Below are 19,293 nucleotides of genomic sequence, written 5' to 3'. Positions count from 1 at the left end.
GTCACGGATCGAACTCGGATGCCCGAGACAGCGAACAGTATATGATTCTCGGTGATCTTTTGACGCTCGTGAAAAACGTCACTGAGCGGACGAGCAACCCGTTCGGTCTGCGACCGCCGTTCGACCGAACTGGAGCCGACGAGCGGACGGCCGTGTTCGGATACGGCGACGCCAACGCCGATTTTCACCTGATCGGCGACTACCCCGGCGTCCACGGCGGCGCATCGACCGGCGTCCCGTTCACCGAAACCGAGGCTGGAGTGGCGATCCAGGCGATCCTTCGCGAGGTGGGTTTCGCCACCGGCCCGCGGGATCGCCCGGTTCTCGAGAACTGCTTTGCCAGCTACATCCACATGTGCTGTCTGCCGGCGGACGAGACGCCGACCGACGAGAGCTACGCGACGCTCGAGCGCTACTTCGACGCCGAGCTTCGGGCGATCAACGCCCACATCCTGTTGCCGGTCGGCGAACGAGCGACGGACCACGTCCTCCGGGAGTACACGACCCAGCGGGATCGACTCGAGTTGGATATGGCCAGGCTTCACGCCCGCGAGATCCGCGGTCGCGGCTTCCTGATCGTTCCGATTCGGGATCCGACCGACTGGGAGGATACGGAGCACGAGGCGATCGTCTCGCGACTCGAGGCGATCCTCGGCCGGGATTACCGGCAGACGAAAGGCGTCGCGACGATGGTCGGCTAACCTACCGACCGAAGCGTTTCCTGATCGTCGCCCGCAGCGGCAGTCCGAGCGCCCCGACGAGAGGAAGGACCACGAACGTAACAAGGTCGAGCGCCAGCGTCGCCTCGCCGGCCGCCGTGATCCCGAATCCGACGGCCGGTGCCAGCACGGGAACGACGTACAGGTACGACGGCTTCCAGCCCGGCCCGCGCCGCGTGTGACGAACGATCAGGCCGAACAGGACGGGCATCAAGACCGCACCGGCCAGCAGCGGCCCTCCGGCGAGCGTGGTCGCCACGGTCAGGGCGAGCGCGAGGACGATCGTCTCGTCGATCGAGACCGGCGCCGTCGTCTCCCGATCCCGGAGCACTCGAGCGCCGAGCAAGGCGACGACCGTCAGGCCGACGATCCCAGCCAGTGCGGCGTCCCACAGGGGCCGTTCGAGCGCCGGCGCGACGAGTTCGAACGCGACCAGGTACTCGGCCGTCGGATCGACGCCGTACCGACTACTCGAGAGCGTCTCCCAGATGCCGGCTGGATCTCCACCGACGGCGCTCAGCTCGGCCCACAGCGTCCGGAGCGCGGATTCGTTCGCGAGACCGAAGTCGACGAGTCCGGCAAGATAGACGACCACCGAAAGCCAGATCAGCGGCAGCGAGAAGTTCTGTCGTCGCCACGAGCCGACGACCGCGTTGTCGCCGAACCGGCCGGATCCGGACCGAGATCGCCCGCCGGTCCGGGACCGCGCAGTTCCGCGAGCCGTCCCGCCGTCGGTCGATCCAGCGGCTCGGTTCGACTCGCCTGTGCCCCTGTTCTCGCTCCCGGTCGCTGTCCCGGCCGTGGTCCCGGTTGCACTCGCTCTCGTGCTCGTGCTCGAGCCCCCGGTCGATGTCGTTCCGCCAGCCGTCGTGCCGGCGGCGGATTTCGCCGTCGTTTTCGACGCCTCCGATGCGGCGTCGCTCGAGGCGTTTGCCGTTTCGTCGGAGTCCGTAAACGTCGTTCTCGAGCCGTCGCCCGACGTGGTCCTATCCGATCCGGTCGCGCTGTCGGAATCCGACCCGCTCGAATTCGTTTCGGTCGATTTCCAGACGTCGGCCGAGGGCAGTCCGCTGGTTCGCTTCGCGACGTAGTCCTCGTGGCCGAGGCGGTCGTAGGCCTGTCGTTCGACGGGATCGCCGAGAATGTCGTTCGCCTTCTTGACCGCCGTAAACTGTGCTCGGGCCCGGTCGTCGTCGTTGTGGTCGGGATGGTAGACGCGGACCTGTTCGCGGTAGGCGTCCTTGATCTCGTCCTGAGAGGCGTCGGATGGAACGTCGAGAAGGTCGTAGAAATCCTCAGTCATGTGAAAGTCGGGGAATCTGGTATGAGTTGTCGTCGGGGGGTTATAGTTTTTCAGGCACCACGTCCACGGCGTTCATCGTGAGAGACACGCCGTAAGCGTCGTCCACCCGTAGATTACCGTTCCAGAAGCGTCACGAGAAATCGCACAACGACAACTGACCGTCGGCGCGGTCCCTCCGCGCTCGGGTCATCGATTCCCGTTCGTCATCGTCGGCGTGATCGGTGACACTAGCAGGTTCGTCAGTATCGTCGGTTGCGTCATTGCCGTCGGCTCGCTGGTCGATCTCGCTCCGATCCCAGCTATCGAGGCTGGCCTGATCGGCCGCCGCGAACTCGAGGTTAGCGATCCGGACGCCGAGTTTGCGGACGGGGTCGCTCTCGAACTCCGTGAACAGGTCGCGAGCGATGCGATCGACGAGGTCGGGGTCGTCGACCGGCCCCGACAGGGAGCGCTCGCGGGTATTGACGTCGTACGGCGGGAGGACGGCCTTGACCCCGATGGTTCGGTACAACGCTCCCTCGCGCTGGGCGCGGTCGGCGACGGCCGTCGCGAGCGCCTCGATCTGCTCGTACTTCGGTTCCGGCTCCTCGACCGGCGCTGGGAACGCGGACTCGCGCGAGAAGCTCTTCGGCTCTCCCTTGGGCTCGACCCGCCGGTCGTCGTTCCCCCGCGCGCGGTCGTACAGTTCTTGCCCGCGCTCGCCGAACCGCTCGACCAGCGGCTCCGGGTCGGTCGCGGCGACGTCGCCGGCCGTCTCGAGACCCATCTCGCGCAACTCGCGGGCGGTCACGGGGCCGACGCCGTGGAGCAGGTCGACCTCGAGCGGGGCGAGGAACGCCCGTATCTCGCCGGGTTCGACGACGGTCAACCCGTTGGGCTTGTCGAAGTCGCTCGCGATCTTGGCCGCGCTCATCGTCGGTGCGACGCCGACGCTGACGGTGACGCCGACCTCCCGGCGGATCCGATCCCTGATGTGGCGTCCGAAGCCGTCCGCGACCTCCCAGGCGGTGCGGTCGGTGACGTCGAGGTACGCCTCGTCGATGCTCACTTCCCGGACGGTGTCCGAACAGTCGTGCAGGATCTCGCGGACCTCCTCAGCGATCGACTCGTAGTAGTCCATATCGACGGACCGGTAGTATCCGGTCTCCTCGGGCGTCAGCTCCGGATCGTAGTCCGCTGCAGCTTCGTCGAGAGTCGCGCGTCGGGGAAGCCGCTCGAGCGCGCTCGAGATGGCCTGGGCGCTCTCGACGCCGAACTCGCGAGCCTCGTAGCTGGCGGTGGCGACGGCACCGACGGTGTCGCCGGGTTCGTAGCCCATGCCGACGACGACGGGTTCCCCGCGGAGTTCGGGCTCGCGGAGGCGCTCGCACGACGCGTAAAAGCAGTCGGCGTCGACGTGACAGACGATCCGCTCTTCCTCGTCTTCCGTTTCGACGCCCGGTAGCCGCGGCCCGTCGGTCATTCGTCTACTGGACGGTTCGCGCGAATCGTTGTGAACGTTGTGCCCGTGGTCGCCGGACCCAGCGGCTCGAAACGCTACAACAACTACTTGTTGTCATGGTAACGAAACTAGCTCCGATGGTCTCCGATACCGCCGATACGCCACCGCCGATCGACACCTACGGTACCGGATCGAACGACGACTCGAACACCGTGTTCAACGCGTTACTCGGCGGTCTCGCCGGGATCGTTCTCTCGTTCCTTCCCGGGTCGACGCTGCTCGGCGGCGCGGTCGCCGGCTATCTCGAGGGCGGCGATCCGGCCGACGGACTGCGAGTCGGCGCACTCGCCGGAGTCGTCATGCTCGTCCCGTTCGTCGTCTTCGGTTTCCTCGCCTCGATGTTCTTCCTCGGAGTCGGTAGCTCGGGGCCGATGTTCGGTGTGTTGTTCCTCGCCGTCCTGGTGGTCGCCGTCTACGCCGTCGGGTTGGGAATCCTCGGCGCGGTGCTCGGGATCTACGTCAGGAACGAACTCTGAGCGCAACGGGTCGCCGGTATTCGGAGGAGCGACGCCGGTAGTCCGGTGGAAACCGTACGCGTTTCCGCGGAGCGGGTTCGGCTGGGAAACGTCGCGACTGAACGCCGGTGGGCGCGAAAGACCAAAGGAACTTTTATCGACAGCACTGAACGTTTCTATGGTAGTCCCGCTGGAGATGGGATGGCGGCATCTCTTGTTCGAGAACTGGCCGGTCGATCCGGACGTGATGGACGCACACCTTCCGGAGCGTCTGGAACCCGACGAGCACGACGGCTCGGCGTGGCTCTCGGTCGTTCCGTTCACGAACGTCGCCGTCCGTCCGAAAGGGATGCCGGAACGGGTCGGAATCCGGTTGCCCGAACTCAACGTCAGAACGTACGTCACCCGCGACGGCGTTCCCAGCGTCTACTTTTTCAGCCTCGACGCGCAGGGCATCTCGAGCGTTATCGGCGCTCGCCTCTTCCACCACCTCCCCTACTACTACGCGCGTATCGCTCTGGAGTACGACGACGGCCGGGTAACGTTCAGCAGCCGCCGTCGCCACCCGGGCGCACGACCCGCGCAGTACGAGGGTACCTACTGGCCGACCGACGAGCCGTTCTCGGCACCCGACGACCCGTTCGGCGAGTTTCTGGTCGAGCGCTATCGGTTCTACACCGAGTCCCAGGACGGATCGATCCGGTACACCGACGTCGATCACGAACCGTGGACGCTGTACCCGGCTACCGCCGAGATCGAGACGAACACGCTGCACGCTTCTCACGGCTTCGACCGGCCGACCGCCGACCCGATCTACTACTACAGTCCGGGTCTCGACGTGATCGCGGCGCGGAGCAAACGCTTGTAGCCCTCTCAGGAGGGGACGTATCGTACTGGATCGGCTGGCCCGTCCGTTTCCGATACCGTCGAGTTCCGGCGGGATCGATATCCTTCGTACTCACCACGACTCGGCGAACAGCGTCCGTACCTGACGGACACGCTCGAGCAGTTCGCTTAGTTATAGCCGCGCCAGCGCTTCCCGCACTCGGTACACTTGAAGAATCGCGTCGGTGGCTCGTCGGCCGAGGCCGTCTGCTTGAGCGTGTACCACGCCTCTTGATTGCCGCACTCGTCACAGACCACGTCCGTCGCCTTCGGCTTCCCTTCGAAGTTCGCGTTCTCGTCCGACTCGATCACCTCGGTGTCCGTCTGCGACTCGGTCGTGACGAACGCGTCCTCGCGGTCGCGATCCCGCTCGCTCGAGCCGCCGCAGTCGTCGTTCGTACAGACCATGTGGTCGCCGTCGGCTTTCATCATCGAACCGCAGTCGTCGCAGAACTGCATGCGTATTCGTACCGTCTCGGGCCGCAAAAGTGCTCCTCCATCGGAACGCGGTACCGATCTCGGCTAGTCATCGGTCTGAACTCGAGCCCCGCTCGAGTCCGACCGTGACAGGATAACTCGCCCCTCGAGGCCGTTGTCGCGCAGCGCAGCTCGAGCCGCGACTTCGGCCTCCTCGGCGTGGTCACGGTCCGTCACGCCGTAGACGACGGGCCCCCACGACGACTGGCCCACGCCGGTACAGACCGGACACTCCTCGAGCGTTTCGACGAGCGTTCCCGCGGGCGGTCGGAAGACGCCGCCCTGCGCGTCGGCGTACCACGCGCCGTTCTTGCGACCGATCTCGGCGACGGCTTCGCCGAAGGGCTCGAGTCGCCCCTCGGCGGCGGCCGGCAGCAGTTTCCGGGTGACGACGCCGGCGATTTCGTCGGCGACGGCGGGATCGGCGCGCTCGACGACGGATCGCATACTCGCGTCCTCGTCGTCGCCGCTCCGGCCGGGTTCGGCGTCGGGGACGACGACGAGGAACCGCCAGTCGTCGGGCAGGTCGTGACGAGCGACGACCGGCGGGACCGTCCAGTCGCCCTCCGCCGGCGGCTCCGTCGTGAACCGGTTCGTCGGATGGCCGGCGTCGACGACGGAGCCGCCGTCCTCGAACGTCGCGACGCCGACGCCGCTGCGGCCGCCCCGCCCCATCGCCGGCGCGCGCGCTCGAACGCGCGGATCCATATCGTGTGCTCGCGCCGTCGCGACGAGCACCGAGAGCGCCAGCTGCGTGCCGCTGCCGAGACCGACGTGGCGCGGGAGTCGCTCCTCGAGCGTCAGCGCGACGCCCGACACGTCGAGGACGTCGACGGCGCGGGATGCGTACACTCGAGCCAGCGGGTCGTCGCACTCGACGCCGGATTCGGGTTCGGCGGTGACCGTCACGCGCGGCTCCTCGAGGCCGACGCCGATGCCGCCGTAGAGCCGTCTGCGAGCGAGCGAGAGGTTCTGGAACCCGACGTGGAGCCGGGCACCCGCGCTGACGGTCGCGATTGCCATGCGGGGCGGTAGGGAACCCCCCCGGAAGGGGGTTTCGACGGTGGCAACGACTGTCGTCGAAGCGATTATCGCGCTCGCGGCGACAGCTACGGTCGATGCATGCCGCATCGGTCGTCGTTCCCGCTCGCGACGAACCGCGCCGCCTCGAGCGTACGCTGGACTCGCTCGCGGCCCAAGCGTTCGACGGGAGTCTCGAGGTGATCGTCGTCGCGAGCGGGGACGAAACGCTGGCGGCAGCACGCGCGCACCCGGTCGCCGAACGCGTGCTCGTCGACGATCGCCGGGACGGACCGGGGAGCGCTCGAAACGAGGGCGCAGCGATAGCGACCGGCGACGTCCTGTTGTTCACCGACGCCGACACGGTCGTCCCTCGAGCGTGGGTTCGCGCGCACCTCCGCCACTACGCGACCCCCGCCGTCGTCGGCGTTGGCGGCCCGCTCCGACCGCTCGCAGGCACGCTCCGCCACGACGTGCTCTTTCGCATCCTCTCGGACTGGTGGTACCGGGTTAGCTGGCCCCTCGGCTTCGTCCAGCAACCCGGCTGTAACTGTAGCGTGCGCCGGTCGGCGTTCGAGGTGGTCGGCGGGTTCGACGACGCGCTCTCCTTTCTCGAGGACACCGACCTCTCCCTGCGGCTGCGAGAGGCGGGGCTGGTCGTCTACGATCACCGTTGCCCGGTGGCGACCTCCTCCCGCCGGCAGGAACGAGAGGGCTACGTCCCGCTCTTTCTCGCGTATCTCGTGGGCTACCTCGAGTACGCGATCCCCGGTCTGTCGCCGACTCGGGAGCACTTCTGACGCGCCGGTATCCGACTCGAGCAGTGGCCGGACGAGCGTCCGCGCGTGAACCCAGACGCCCTCCGTTCGAAAAATGGACGCGACGCGGCGATCGAGCCGATCGTCCGTCAGTCCTGCTTCGCGCCGGGGTTCGTCACGGCCCCGTTGGCCGCGGAGCCGAATAGCTGGCCGTACTTCGCCAGCACGCCGGTCGTGTACTGGGGTTCCGGGAGGTCGCGCTCTTCGAGACGCGCGTCGAGTTCTTCGTCGGAGAGATCCACGGAAAGCTCGAGTTCGTCGATATCGATGGTCACGATGTCGCCGTCCTCGAGTGCCCCGATGGGGCCGCCGGCGGCGGCCTCGGGCGCGACGTGACCGATCGAGAACCCGCGGGTGGCACCGGAGAACCGGCCGTCCGTGAACAGCGCGACGTCCTCGGCGTGGCCCTGGCCGGCGACCGCGCTCGTGACGCCGAGCATCTCGCGCATGCCGGGTCCGCCGCGGGGTCCCTCGTTGCGAATACAGAGGACGTCGCCGGCCTCGACGCGTCCCTCCTGGACGTACGCCATCGCGTTCTCCTCCTCCTCGAAGACGCGGACCGGCCCCTCGTGACGGAGGTGGTCCTCGCCGGTGATCTTGATGACGGCACCGTCGGGCGCGAGGTTCCCCGTGAGGATGCGGATCGCACCCCGCTCGTCGACGGGGTCGTCGACGGTGTAGAGGAAGTCGGCGTCGAGGTCGCCGATCCGCGGCGGATCCACGCGCTCGAGCGCCTCGGCCATCGTCTCTCCCGTGACGGTCAGCGCGTCGCCGTGGAGCAGGTCGGCCTCGAGAAGTTCGCTCAGGACGACCGGAACGCCGCCGACCTCGTGGAGGTCGTTCATCACGCGCGTGCCGCCTGGCTGGAGCTTGGCGATCTTCGGCGTGGAGCGGCTGATCTCGTTGAAGTCCTCGATGTCGAGATCGACGCCGGCCTCGGCGGCCATCGCCAGCAGGTGGAGCACGGCGTTGGTCGAGCCGCCGATGGCCACCTGCAGCGCGATGGCGTTCTCGAACGATTCCCTCGAGAGGAAGTCCGAAGGCTTTCGTTGCTCTCGGACGACCTCGACGGCGAGTTCGCCGCTCTCGCGGGCGACCTCGTAGCGGGCCTCGTCCTCCGCTGGCGGCGAGGACGACCCGAGCGGTGCGAACCCGATAGTCTCGGAGATCGAGGCCATCGTGTTGGCGGTGAACATGCCGCCACAGGAGCCGGCACCGGGGCAGGCGTTGCGCTCCATCTCGTCGAGTTCGTCTTCGGACATCTCGCCGTCGGCCACGGCACCGACACCCTCGAAAACGTTCTGGACCGTGATTTCGCGGCCCTCGTGCTCGCCCGGCATGATGGAGCCGCCGTAGAGGAAGACGCTCGGCAGGTCCGTTCGAATGGCGGCCATCATCATTCCGGGCATGTTCTTGTCGCAGCCGCCGACGGTGACGAGGCCGTCCATGCGCTCGCCGAAGGCCACCAGTTCGACGGAGTCGGCGATGACCTCCCGCGAGATCAGGGACGCCTTCATTCCCTCGGTACCCATCGAGATGGCGTCGGAGATCGTGATCGTGCCGAACTCGATCGGCATGCCGTCGGCGTCGTCGATCGCGTCGTACGCTGACTGGGCGACGTCGTCTAAGTGAACGTTACAGGGCGTGATGTCCGCGGCCGGGTTCGCGACGCCCACCATCGGCGAGGAGAGGTCCTCGTCGTCGTATCCCATCGCGCGGAACATCGCACGGTGGGGTGCTCGTTCGGTCCCCTCCGTGACCTCCTTGCTCGGCAGCTCGTCGGGTTTGCCCTCCGCGGGCGATCGCTGTTCGGGCTGTTGGCTCATACCGTGGGATTGCCACCTCGGCGCTTAAAAGCCTCGGATACCGGCACTGGCTCCCAGATCACACGACCCGTGACTTTCGCCCGGCGGTACGCGATGCGGTGATACCGCTCGGTGTCGAACGGAGAAATTCACTCGGAGAAAAATAACGATCCGCGGCCGATTTCGCCGTTTCACCGTGGTTTCCGACCCTGCACACGCTCGTACCTTCGCTTTCCTGCACTGGTCTTTCCCGCCAGTGCCACAGAGTGACTGACAGAGTAACGAATGTGTAAATACTGCCTCGAATGTGGGTGGCAGGCCAGCACTGCCGAGGGCTACACCGAAGCGGAGGTATCGAAGCGAGCGATCGACCACTTCGTCGAGACGGGCCACGCGGTCGATTCGCTGCGACTGCCACCGCCGGTCATTCTGGAAAACTGAGCGAGCGACTCGAACGGGGCCGCAAAACCGTGTGAACCAGCGCCCGTCTCTTTTCTCCGACCGGTTCGTCACTGGGAACGCACAGCAGTCGTCCGGTTTCGGTCTTCGATATCGCTGCGCTGTTCACGATCCCCGTCGCAAAAAGAACTGTAGATCCGCTCGAGTCCGCGTTCGATCCGCTCTCCTTATTCGCCGCCGGGAAACTGCTCGAGTTCGGAGAGGGCGAGTTCTCGGCCGATCTCGAACGCCTCGTTCTCGAAGTCGGCATCGATCTCGACGAACTTCTCGGCACCGATCACGTCGACGAGGATCGACTCGTCGCCGGGAGCAACGCCGGCGAAGTGCGAGCCGGCACCGGTGTCGAGTTCCGCGACGATCTCGTGGCCGGCGACACTGACGATCAGCGTCTTGCCGCCGCTGGTGCTCGGAATCGCGCCGTAGCGGAACTCGGAGTCGTAATCGACCATGTGTGGCGTCTCTCTCGTTCCGTCGCCGAGGTTGATGTCCGCGGTGACCTCGAAGCCGTCGCCGGCCGGTTCGATGACGTACAGCGTCGCGGTACCCTGATCGAGAGCCCACAGCTCGTAGTCGCCGTCGGCCTCGTCGGGAACGATGCCGATACCGTGGTAGTCCGGGATAGCGATGCTTTCGTCCGCGATCTCGTCGTCGGAGTAGCCGTCGATCGGATCGGGTTCGATGACCCGAACCAGCTCGCGGCTCTCGACGTCGAGGGCGGCGACGCCCGGCTCGTCACCGGCGATGGCGTGAGGGCCGGACTGCTGGTCGGGCCCGCGGATCGTCGCGAACATGTACTCGCCGTCCGGCGAGGCCGTCAGAATGTCCGGCGAGGTGCCGGCGTTCTCGATTTCGTCGATGACTTCGTCGGTTTCGGGATCGACGACGAATCCGTCGTCGGTGTCCCGGTTGACCATCCACAGCTCCTCGCTGTCGGGCGTGAACGCGATGCCGTGGGTGTCGTAGCCGTTACTCTCTCGAGTGATCTCGTCGATATCGTACTCCGCGTCGACGTCGCCGGTTTTCGGGTTGATCGGGAGGTGCTCGTCGGTGTCGAAGACCCACCACTCGCCTTTGGGATCGACACCCTCGACGTCGGCGCGGCCGGCGTTGACGTAGCACTTCGCGTCGGTGGGATGGGCGATCGCTCCGAAGTTACCGGGAATATCCGCGAACTCCGCGACGATTTCGAAGGCTTCGAAGTCGAATACGACGAGACCGCCCTCGCTGTAGTTGGGACCGAGCGTCACGTAGGCGTACCGTCCGTCCCGCGTGTAGTCGTGACAGATCGGGCTGGCGCTGTCGAACACCGCTTCGGTTTCGTCTTCGTCACCGGTGCTGTCGTCATCATCGTTACCGCTGTCACCGAAACAGCCCGCCAGCGCGAGCCCGCCGACGACGGTACTCGTCTGGAGGAATCGCCGCCGAGTGTTCCGTTCTGTCATCTCCAACTAATCGATACTGACCGAGTAAAACCCCTTCGCTATCAGGGGATGAGACGCCCGTTTTCGGGGCTGTCGGAGGGGTGTGCGATCTGTGGAACCCGTGGAACTCGTCGGGATGGCTCCGGTAAACCGCTCAGTTGCGAACGGGTTCGGAAGCCGTGTTGCCCAACGCAGGCGAGGACGTACCCCAGCATACGTCCGCGACCGCAGCGAGCGAATCCGGCGGGGAAAGCGGTACGCACCGAACCCGGATCCCACCGACTGGTACCGGATGATCAGAACCGTTCACTCCGATTGACACCCCCATAGACGTTTGTGAATCGGTGGTGTAGGGATCCCGAATCGACGATGACTGACAGCAACATCCCACATCGAGAGCTCGGTGTCGAATTCGGTGAGTTAGCAGGGCAACTCGAGGAGCATTCGTACCCGAGTACGAACGAAGAACTCGTCGAAGCGTACGGCGAACACGTACTCGAGTTTCCGAACGGTACGGAATCGGTCGGCGATATCCTCGGTTCGTTCGCGAACGAAACGTACGAGTCGCCGAGCGAGGCGCGGCAAGCGCTGTTCAACATGGTCGACAGCCGAGCGATCGGCCGGCGCTACTACTCCGATCGAACGCCGCCCGCACTGGGGGAGCGACGGGAAGATCCACAGCTCTCCTTCTGATGATCTCGGCCCGGTTTCCCGACTCGCAGTAGTGGCGACACGTAGTGAACGACATCCGATTGTGAACGGGACGAGCCGGGATCCCCACCGGAACGACCCTCGTTCGGCATCGCGGAGTATTTATGCCATCTGGCCGCTGGGTACGAATATCATGCAGCGTCGTCGACCGGTGTGCATCGACGGACCAGTCGTGACGTCGGCTGGTGCAGGTGGCCGTGGCGGCATGGAGACGAGCTAATCGTGCGCGGACGTGGAATTTCGGTCGTCTCCGTGGTCGCCCTCGTTTTGCTCGCGAGTCTCGCAACCGTTGGGTTCGCCGGGACCGCTGCAGGCGGTGACAGCGCGACGATCCTCGAGGTCGAACCGGAGACGGCCGAGACGCCGCCCGGTGAGACCATCCACGTCGCCGTCGTGATGACCAGCGACGGCGGATACGGCGGTGTCGGCGTCGAACGGGTCGCGTTCGGGGTCGAGTACGATAGCGACGTCCTGACCGTCGAGGACGTTCACCACGGGCCATGGATGGAACAAGGAAACGAGACGGCGGTCGTTACCGACAGCGATATCGATAACGGCGCCGGCTACGCCCGCGTCGAACAGTATCGTGATCCCGTCGACGGCGGCGCAACCGGTCACGCCCGAATTGCGACGCTCACCCTCAGCGTCGACGACGGCGCGGACGGTGCGGCGTCCCCGGTGAACATCACCGCCGTCGAGAGCGACCTGGAGGGTGACTGGTCCATGCAATCGTTCACCCACAACGGCTCCGTGATCGTCGACGAGAACGCGACCGTCGTCGACGCTCAAGCGCCTGAAACGGGCAACGAGAGCGGTGAGAGTAGCGACGATACCGTCCCCGGATTCGGCATCGGCGGCGCGCTCGTGGCCGTGCTCGCCCTCCTCGCGGGAGCGACGCTGCGACGCGCCTGAGCCTCGCTCCCGTTTGCTCTCCCGGAACTGCACCCACGCTCGTACTCGAGTGCTGCAAGAATTGGAGCGGTTTCTGGCCGACGGTACCACGAGCTACTCGGTCGTACTCCCCTCTCAGCCGCGTCGCTCGAGGATGCGGTCGATAATCCGCCGCGTCGAGAGGATCTCGTCCTCGTCGGTCGCCTCGCGCCCGCTCGCGCGTTCGACCGTACAGTCGATGCCGCGACGCTCGAGTTCGTCTTCGATGGCCCCGACGTCGTGGTACTGGTCGTGGCCCAGCGCGATCACGTCGGGATCGATCTCCTCGATCGGGACGAAGATGTCCTCCTCGTGACCGAGTATCGCTTCGTCGACGACCGCTAACGCGTCGACGACGTCCCGACGCTGCGTCGCGGGGCAGATCGGTGCTTCCTTGTGGTCGACGTTCGCCTTGCGGGCGACGATCACGTACAGTTCGTCGCCCATCGCCGCGGCCTCCTCGAGATAGTGGACGTGGCCGGGGTGGAGGATATCGAAGGTTCCCTGCGCGATAACCGTCCGCGTCATGTGCGCCTCCGGCTTCGGGTCGCGGTCACCGGCGCGCGTACGGCCGCGGGTGCGGTCGGTCGCGCTGTGACTCTCGCACCCGTCGATCGTCCGGCCTCGGTTGTCGGTCCCGTCGTCCGTCGGTCGTCCAGATCAGTAGTCGTCTCGAGCATACTCATACTATCGTCGGAGTTCGTCGTCGATATCCGCCTGCGTGAAATCGAAAAAGTCCTCGGTTTCGGGGAGGTCCACGTTGAGGACGTTCAACTGGGTCCGTTCGCCCCGCGAATCGAAGGCTTGCCAGTCCGTACGGCGGTAGGGCGCGCCGATGATGATGTGGACGCTTCCCCGGCCGAACGTCCCTAGATCCGCATCGCTCGGACTGATCACGCCGTTCGGGTGGGAGTGAACGCTGCCGAGCGCCTTCACGTCGTTCGGGATCTGGTTCGTCTTGACGGTCGCGCTGACGCTGTTTGATTCGGTGCCGGGAACCACGAGGATATCCGTGATGACGAGTCCGTCTCGATCCAGCCCGACTTCGTCCGCCTCGGTCCCCCGGAGAAATCCCATGTACTCGTTCGGGTGGGACGCCTCCGAGGACTCGAGGGCGAACTCGAGCGTCTCCTCGGCGATGCCGAGAATCTCGCTCGAGCGAAACAGCGCGTCGAACAGACCCATATCACGACCTGCGGGCTTGCGGTTGCTAAACGTTCCGATAGGGGTGGACGGCTCGAGCGCCGGCCCGTCTACCGGTTCCGGCCGCGTCTCGGAACTATCCGGATTGTACGTGATGTTTCTCAAGGATCAAATAGGTGTACATACGCTCTCGAACCGTAATAGCGAGGCTCTTTTCCCAGGGGTATTCGTACCGAAACGTATGTCACTGGACGAAGACTCACTCGAGTACCATCGCGACGATCCGCCGGGGAAAATCGAGATCCGGACGACGAAATCGACGAGCACGCAGCGGGATCTCTCGTTGGCTTACTCGCCCGGCGTCGCCGCGCCGTGTCTGGAGATCGACGAGGACGCGAACGAGGCCTACCAGTACACTGCGAAGGGTAATCTCGTCGGCGTCGTCTCGAACGGCTCCGCCGTGCTCGGTCTCGGCGACATCGGCGCGCAGGCCTCGAAACCCGTCATGGAGGGAAAAGGGGTGCTGTTCAAACGCTTCGCCGACATCGACGTTTTCGACATCGAACTCGATCACGACACCGCCGACGCGTTCGTCGAATCGGTCGCGGCGATGGGGCCGACCTTCGGCGGGATCAACATCGAGGATATCGCCGCTCCGGACTGTTTCCGGATCGAAGAACGGCTTCGGGAGCGCATGGACATCCCGGTCTTTCACGACGACCAGCACGGGACGGCGATCATCACCGGCGCGGCGCTGTTGAACGCCGTTGAAATCTCCGGCAAGGACCTCGAATCCCTCTCCGTTACCTTCGCGGGCGCGGGCGCAGCGGCCCTCGCGACCGCCCGGTTTTTCGTGTCGCTGGGTGTCCGAAAGGAGAACATCACGATGGTCGATATCGACGGCGTTCTGACGACCGCTCGAGCAGAGAGCGGCGATCTCGACCCGTACAGCCGGGAATTCGCACGAGACGTGCCCGAGGGCGAGCTGGCGGACGCGATGGTGGATGCGGACGCCTTCGTCGGACTCTCCGCCGGCGGTATCGTTTCCGCGGAGATGGTGCGCTCGATGGCCGCCGATCCGATCGTCTTCGCGATGGCCAACCCCGAACCCGAGATCGACTACGAGACGGCGAAGACCGCGCGCGACGATACGGTCATCATGGCGACCGGACGCTCCGACTACCCGAACCAGGTGAACAACGTCCTCGGCTTCCCCTTCATCTTCCGTGGCGCGCTCGACGTGCGCGCGGCGGAGATCAACGAGGCGATGAAAGTCGCGGCCGCCGAAGCCATCGCCGACCTCGCGAAAAAAGACGTTCCCGACGCCGTCCGCAAGGCCTACGGCGATCAGCCGCTCCAGTTCGGCGCCGAGTACATCATCCCGAAACCGCTCGACCCGCGGGTGTTGTTCGAGGTCGCCCCCGCCGTCGCCCGCGCCGCGATGGATTCGGGTGCCGCCCGGGCCGAGATCGATCCCGAGGCGTACGTCGAGCGCCTCGAGGCCCGACTCGGAAAGTCCCGTGAGATGATGCGCACGGTGTTCAACAAGGCCAAAACCGATCCGCAGCGACTCGCGCTGGCCGAAGGGGCGAACGAGAAGATCATCCGCGCGGCGGCCCAGATCGAAGAGCGGGAGATCGCCCGCCCGGTCCTGATCGGCGACGAAGACGTGATCAAAACCGCCGTGGCGAACCTCGGCCTCGAGTTCGAACCGGAGGTGGTCGATCCGTCCGCCGGCGACTACGATAGCTACGTCGACGCGCTCTACGAGCGCCGCCAGCGCAAGGGAATCACCCGAACCGAGGCGAGAGATCGCATTCGAGATAGCAACTACTTCGCGTCGGTGATGGTCGACCAGGGAGACGCCGACGCGATGTTGACCGGGCTCACGAACCACTATCCGTCGGCGCTTCGCCCGCCGCTACAGGTCGTCGGGACGGCACCCGACACCGACTACGCCGCGGGCGTCTACATGCTGACGTTCAAGAACCGCGTCGCCTTCCTGGCCGATACGACGGTCAACCAGGACCCGGACGAGGAAGTGTTGGCCGAGATCACGCGCCACACGGCCGACCTCGCCAGGCGGTTCAACGTCGAGCCTCGAGCCGCCTTGCTCTCGTACTCCGACTTCGGCAGCGTCGACAACGAGGGGACTCGAAAGCCCCGCCGGGCGGCGAAGCGACTCCGCGACGATCCGGCGATCGACTTCCCGGTCGACGGCGAGATGCAGGCCGACACCGCCGTCGTCGAGGAGATGCTCGAGGGGAGTTACGAGTTTACCGAGTTGGACGAACCGGCGAACGTCCTGGTTCTGCCGAACCTCGAGGCGGGCAACATCTGCTACAAACTGCTCCAGCGCCTGGGCGGTGCCGAAGCGATCGGTCCGATGCTCGTCGGCATGGACCGCCCGGTTCACGTCCTCCAGCGCGACGACGAGGTTTCCGATATCGTCAACCTGGCAGCCGTTGCGACCGTCGACGCCCAGGCGGAGTAAGCGCGACACTGCATCCGCTTCCACCGGTCGGCCGACACTCGTCGTCGCTTCTTGACAAGGGTTATACGCGACCGTCGCAAATGACGAGCCAAGATGACACGTGAGTCCGTCGGGGAACCCGACGCAGACGACGGGGATTCCGTCGTCTACGATCTCGCTGCTGAGTGTACTACAGAGGACGTCGAGAGCGGTCGGCCTTACCTCGCTGAAATCAACGGTATCGTCGACTACGGCGTTTTCGTCGATCTCTCCGAATCCGTCTCCGGCCTCGTCCACGAATCCGTTCTCGAGGGCACCTACGGCGTCGGCGACGAGCTCGTCGTCGAACTCGAGTCCGTTCGAGACAACGGCGACATGGCCTTCGAACCCGCCGAGATAGCGGAGTACTCCCTCGAATCGGTCGCCCACGACTACGCCCTGACCGGCACCAACCGCCTCGAGGCCAACATCGGCGAGCAGATCCACCTCGAAGGGGAGATCGTGCAGGTCAAACAGACCGGCGGCCCGACGATCTTCCACATCACCGACGAGTACGGCGTCGTGCCGTGTGCCGCCTTCAAAGAGGCCGGTGTCCGCGCTTATCCCTCGATCGAGGTCGGGGACGTCGTCCGCGTCACCGGCACGCCGGAACGCCGAGAGGGATCGGTCCAGATCGAAGTCGACGGCCTCTCGAAACTCGAGGACGAGGCCGCCGAGGAGGCTCGCGAGCGCCTCGAGGCCGCCCTCGAGTCCCGCGCCGAACCCCACGACGTCGAACCGCTGATCGACTGGCCCGCGTTCGAGAAGCTCCGACCCAACCTCAAGGAGGTCGCGACGCTGCTGCGCCGAACCGTCCTCGAGGGTCGCCCGATTCGCGTCCGCCACCACGCCGACGGTGACGGCATGTGCGCCGCGGTTCCCGTCCAGATCGCCCTCCAGCGATTCATCGCGGAGGTCCACGAGGACGAGGACGCGCCGCGACACCTCATCAAGCGCCTCCCCGCGAAGGCACCCTTCTACGAGATGGAAGACGCCACCCGGGACCTGAACTTCGCGCTCGAGGACCGCGAGAAACACGGCCAGCAACTCCCGCTCTTGCTCATGCTGGACAACGGCTCGACGGCCGAGGACGTCCCGGCCTACGAGACGCTCGCCCACTACGACATGCCGATCGCAGTCGTCGACCACCACCACCCCGACCCCGACGCCGTCGAGCACTTGCTCGACGCCCACGTCAATCCCTACCTCCACGACGAGGACTACCGGATCACGACGGGGATGCTCTGCGTCGAACTCGCGCGGATGATCTACCCGGACATCACCGACGAACTCCGCCACGTCCCCGCCGTCGCCGGCCTCTCGGATCGCTCGAAGGCCGACGCGATGGACGACTACCTCGAGCTCGCCGGCGAGGAAGGGTACGACGAGAACCGCCTGCAGGATCTCAGCGAGGCGCTGGATTACGCCGCCTTTTGGCTGCGCTACAACTCCGGCGACCAGTTGATTCAGGACCTGCTCCAGATCGATTCGGACGACGAGGAGCGCCACCGCGAACTCGTCGAGTTCTTCGCCGACCGCGCCCGCGACGAGGTCGACGTCCAACTCGACGCCGCGATGCCCCACCTCGAACACGAGAATCTCGATAACGGCGCTCACCTCTACCGGATCGACGTCGAGAACTACGCGCACCGGTTCACGTACCCCGCGCCCGGCAAAACGACCGGCGAGATCCACGACCGAAAGATCGAAGAGACCGGCGACCCGATCATCACGGTCGGCTACGGCCCCGACTTCGCCGTCCTGCGATCCGACGGCGTCCGACTGGACATTCCGAACATGGTCACGGAACTCGAGGAGGAGATTTCGGGCGGCGGCGTCTCCGGCGGCGGTCACCTCGTCGTCGGCTCGATCAAGTTCGTCAAGGGCAAACGCGAGGAAGTGATCGATGCGCTCGTCGACAAAATGGAAGAGGCCGAGATCGACGAAGCGCTCTCGAGTGCAGCGCCGATCGACGACTGACGACTGACGGCCCTCGGGAGGACTGTCGACGCCGATTTTTGCGTCCCCGAATCACGTTACGCCGACCGTTCGTGTAACCGTTCGTTCGCCGACCCGTCAATAGCCGAGGGAAGCGTTTACAGCCGGTGGCGCACTATCCGGTGTCGATGAACGTATCGCCGTGGGCCAACGCACAACGGGCGGCCGTCCCCACACACGAGCAACAGGTCGTCGAACCTATCGCGCCCAACACCGCCTTCAGTGGGATCACACGACGCCAGAGTCACGAGGCGTCCGTACGGGTTCAGCCCCAGTTCGTACCCCGCCGGGTGCCGTTGCCGTGTGGGTGCCGCCGATGATCGATCGAAGCACCTCCGCCGAACAGGCAACCGTGTTACTCGTCGAGCCCTCCGACGAAATCGCTCGGCTCATGGCGGACGAGCTCGCTACCGAGTATTCGAACACGACGCTCCACACCGTCGGGGGAAACGACGACGCACTCGAGTATCTTCACCGCCGTGGCGAGGACGCCGGCTCGCAAGCACCGTGTCTCGTGGTGCTTCGATACGACCGGGAACCGAATCCGAGCGGAGCGCAGGTCCTCGAGACGATGCGCGAGGAGACGACACTCGCGCGAATCCCCGTCGTCGCGACCGTTGACTCACCGACCCGGACGACCGTTCACGAGGCCTACCGGCTGGGTGCGAACGCGGTCGTTCCGATCCCGAGCGACCCCGACGCGCTCGTCGAAACGATGCAACCCGTGGTGCGGTTCTGGATCGCGACGGCGCGACTGCCGAACCGGGTCGATCGTCTCTGATGCCGGCGCGAACTAGAACTGGTAGCGGCGCTCGTCGTCCATCGACGGGTACTGATCCGCGCCGGTCATTTCCTCGAAGGTCATTCCCGAAAGGTACTCGTCGTAGGTGACGTCGTACGCCGATCGAAGCTGAAAGTCGAGCTTTCCGGTATCGACGGTGGTCTGGAAGAGCAAGTGGATCGCCCGCCGGACGAGTTCGTCGGTGTCTTCGGGCTCGAGCGCCGCCTCGAGCACGGCGAGTTCGTTTCGTGTTTCCCGGTCGATCGAGACGGTGAGTTCGTCGTCGAGCGCGCCGTAGGAATCCTGTACGTCGTCGGTGAGATCGTCGAGACTCATATGGATGGGAACTCGAGCC

The 19,293-nt window shown here is 65.5% G+C and carries 19 protein-coding genes; 10 read left to right on the top strand and 9 right to left on the bottom strand.

Annotated features, from left to right (window positions below):
* Positions 1–41: 41 nt before the first annotated feature.
* Positions 42–701 carry a uracil-DNA glycosylase family protein gene (locus DWB23_RS19530; protein WP_121744468.1) on the top strand — a complete coding sequence of 220 codons (660 nt, stop codon included), beginning with the start codon at positions 42–44 and terminating at the stop codon, positions 699–701.
* A 1-nt stretch (position 702) separates the two neighbouring features.
* On the opposite strand, the gene DWB23_RS19525 is transcribed toward DWB23_RS19530, so the two are convergent.
* Both DWB23_RS19525 and DWB23_RS19520 read right to left on the bottom strand, forming a co-directional pair.
* On the bottom strand, positions 703–2,022 hold the full coding sequence (locus DWB23_RS19525; RefSeq protein WP_121744467.1) for a J domain-containing protein: 1,320 nt from the start codon (positions 2,020–2,022) through the stop codon (positions 703–705).
* A 130-nt stretch (positions 2,023–2,152) separates the two neighbouring features.
* Positions 2,153–3,484 carry a DNA polymerase Y family protein gene (locus DWB23_RS19520; protein WP_121744466.1) on the bottom strand — a complete coding sequence of 444 codons (1,332 nt, stop codon included), beginning with the start codon at positions 3,482–3,484 and terminating at the stop codon, positions 2,153–2,155.
* 116 nt (positions 3,485–3,600) lie between these two features.
* On the opposite strand from DWB23_RS19520, the gene DWB23_RS19515 reads away from it, so the two are divergent.
* The gene (locus tag DWB23_RS19515) at positions 3,601–3,999 is read left to right on the top strand and encodes a DUF5518 domain-containing protein (protein WP_121744465.1); all 399 of its coding nucleotides are present in this window, start codon (positions 3,601–3,603) and stop codon (positions 3,997–3,999) included.
* A gap of 157 nt (positions 4,000–4,156) precedes the next feature.
* On the top strand, positions 4,157–4,846 hold the full coding sequence (locus DWB23_RS19510) for a YqjF family protein (RefSeq protein WP_121744464.1): 690 nt from the start codon (positions 4,157–4,159) through the stop codon (positions 4,844–4,846).
* Between the two features lie 146 nt (positions 4,847–4,992).
* Here the strand turns inward: DWB23_RS19510 and DWB23_RS19505 are convergent, their stop codons facing one another.
* Together DWB23_RS19505 and DWB23_RS19500 are read right to left on the bottom strand one after the other, a co-directional pair.
* Positions 4,993–5,322: a transcription factor S gene (locus DWB23_RS19505; RefSeq protein ID WP_121744463.1), complete on the bottom strand. Its 330-nt coding sequence runs from the start codon at positions 5,320–5,322 to the stop codon at positions 4,993–4,995.
* Positions 5,323–5,385: 63 nt separating this feature from the next.
* Positions 5,386–6,363 carry a beta-ribofuranosylaminobenzene 5'-phosphate synthase family protein gene (locus DWB23_RS19500; RefSeq protein WP_121744462.1) on the bottom strand — a complete coding sequence of 326 codons (978 nt, stop codon included), beginning with the start codon at positions 6,361–6,363 and terminating at the stop codon, positions 5,386–5,388.
* A 95-nt stretch (positions 6,364–6,458) separates the two neighbouring features.
* Here DWB23_RS19500 and DWB23_RS19495 point away from each other — a divergent pair, with 95 nt between their 5' ends.
* The gene (locus DWB23_RS19495) at positions 6,459–7,160 is read left to right on the top strand and encodes a glycosyltransferase (RefSeq protein ID WP_121744461.1); all 702 of its coding nucleotides are present in this window, start codon (positions 6,459–6,461) and stop codon (positions 7,158–7,160) included.
* Between the two features lie 107 nt (positions 7,161–7,267).
* Here the strand turns inward: DWB23_RS19495 and ilvD are convergent, their stop codons facing one another.
* Positions 7,268–9,004 (bottom strand): dihydroxy-acid dehydratase, encoded by a 1,737-nt coding sequence (gene ilvD / locus DWB23_RS19490; RefSeq protein ID WP_121744460.1) that lies wholly within the window; start codon positions 9,002–9,004, stop codon positions 7,268–7,270.
* Between the two features lie 264 nt (positions 9,005–9,268).
* Between ilvD and DWB23_RS23195 the strand changes: the two genes are divergently transcribed.
* Positions 9,269–9,424, top strand: coding sequence for a hypothetical protein (locus DWB23_RS23195; protein WP_162989881.1), 156 nt, complete (start codon positions 9,269–9,271; stop codon positions 9,422–9,424).
* Between the two features lie 185 nt (positions 9,425–9,609).
* On the opposite strand, the gene DWB23_RS19485 is transcribed toward DWB23_RS23195, so the two are convergent.
* Positions 9,610–10,884, bottom strand: coding sequence for a YncE family protein (locus DWB23_RS19485; protein ID WP_121744459.1), 1,275 nt, complete (start codon positions 10,882–10,884; stop codon positions 9,610–9,612).
* Between the two features lie 348 nt (positions 10,885–11,232).
* On the opposite strand from DWB23_RS19485, the gene DWB23_RS19480 reads away from it, so the two are divergent.
* Positions 11,233–11,556 (top strand): DUF5789 family protein, encoded by a 324-nt coding sequence (locus tag DWB23_RS19480; RefSeq protein ID WP_121744458.1) that lies wholly within the window; start codon positions 11,233–11,235, stop codon positions 11,554–11,556.
* Positions 11,557–11,796: 240 nt separating this feature from the next.
* On the top strand, positions 11,797–12,486 hold the full coding sequence (locus tag DWB23_RS19475; protein ID WP_162989880.1) for a cohesin domain-containing protein: 690 nt from the start codon (positions 11,797–11,799) through the stop codon (positions 12,484–12,486).
* A gap of 114 nt (positions 12,487–12,600) precedes the next feature.
* Here the strand turns inward: DWB23_RS19475 and DWB23_RS19470 are convergent, their stop codons facing one another.
* Together DWB23_RS19470 and DWB23_RS19465 are read right to left on the bottom strand one after the other, a co-directional pair.
* Positions 12,601–13,032: an adenylyltransferase/cytidyltransferase family protein gene (locus tag DWB23_RS19470; RefSeq protein ID WP_121744456.1), complete on the bottom strand. Its 432-nt coding sequence runs from the start codon at positions 13,030–13,032 to the stop codon at positions 12,601–12,603.
* Positions 13,033–13,191: 159 nt separating this feature from the next.
* The gene (locus DWB23_RS19465; RefSeq protein ID WP_121744455.1) at positions 13,192–13,689 is read right to left on the bottom strand and encodes a Mov34/MPN/PAD-1 family protein; all 498 of its coding nucleotides are present in this window, start codon (positions 13,687–13,689) and stop codon (positions 13,192–13,194) included.
* 199 nt (positions 13,690–13,888) lie between these two features.
* On the opposite strand from DWB23_RS19465, the gene DWB23_RS19460 reads away from it, so the two are divergent.
* The 3 genes from DWB23_RS19460 (at position 13,889) to DWB23_RS19450 (ending at position 18,938) form a co-directional block, all read left to right on the top strand.
* Complete coding sequence (locus DWB23_RS19460; protein WP_121744454.1) at positions 13,889–16,141, top strand: NADP-dependent malic enzyme; 2,253 nt, start codon at positions 13,889–13,891, stop codon at positions 16,139–16,141.
* Positions 16,142–16,234: 93 nt separating this feature from the next.
* Positions 16,235–18,139, top strand: a complete 1,905-nt coding sequence (locus DWB23_RS19455; RefSeq protein ID WP_121744453.1) for a DHH family phosphoesterase — start codon at positions 16,235–16,237, stop codon at positions 18,137–18,139.
* A 334-nt stretch (positions 18,140–18,473) separates the two neighbouring features.
* Positions 18,474–18,938, top strand: coding sequence for a response regulator (locus tag DWB23_RS19450; RefSeq protein WP_121744452.1), 465 nt, complete (start codon positions 18,474–18,476; stop codon positions 18,936–18,938).
* 12 nt (positions 18,939–18,950) lie between these two features.
* Here the strand turns inward: DWB23_RS19450 and DWB23_RS19445 are convergent, their stop codons facing one another.
* Complete coding sequence (locus tag DWB23_RS19445) at positions 18,951–19,274, bottom strand: hypothetical protein (protein WP_121744451.1); 324 nt, start codon at positions 19,272–19,274, stop codon at positions 18,951–18,953.
* Between the last annotated feature and the right edge of the window lie 19 nt (positions 19,275–19,293).

This window comes from Natronorubrum halophilum (genome assembly GCF_003670115.1).
Taxonomy (GTDB): domain Archaea; phylum Halobacteriota; class Halobacteria; order Halobacteriales; family Natrialbaceae; genus Natronorubrum; species Natronorubrum halophilum.
The sequence above is the reverse complement of the archived record's forward strand: the minus strand, read 5'-3'. Positions and strand labels throughout refer to the sequence as shown.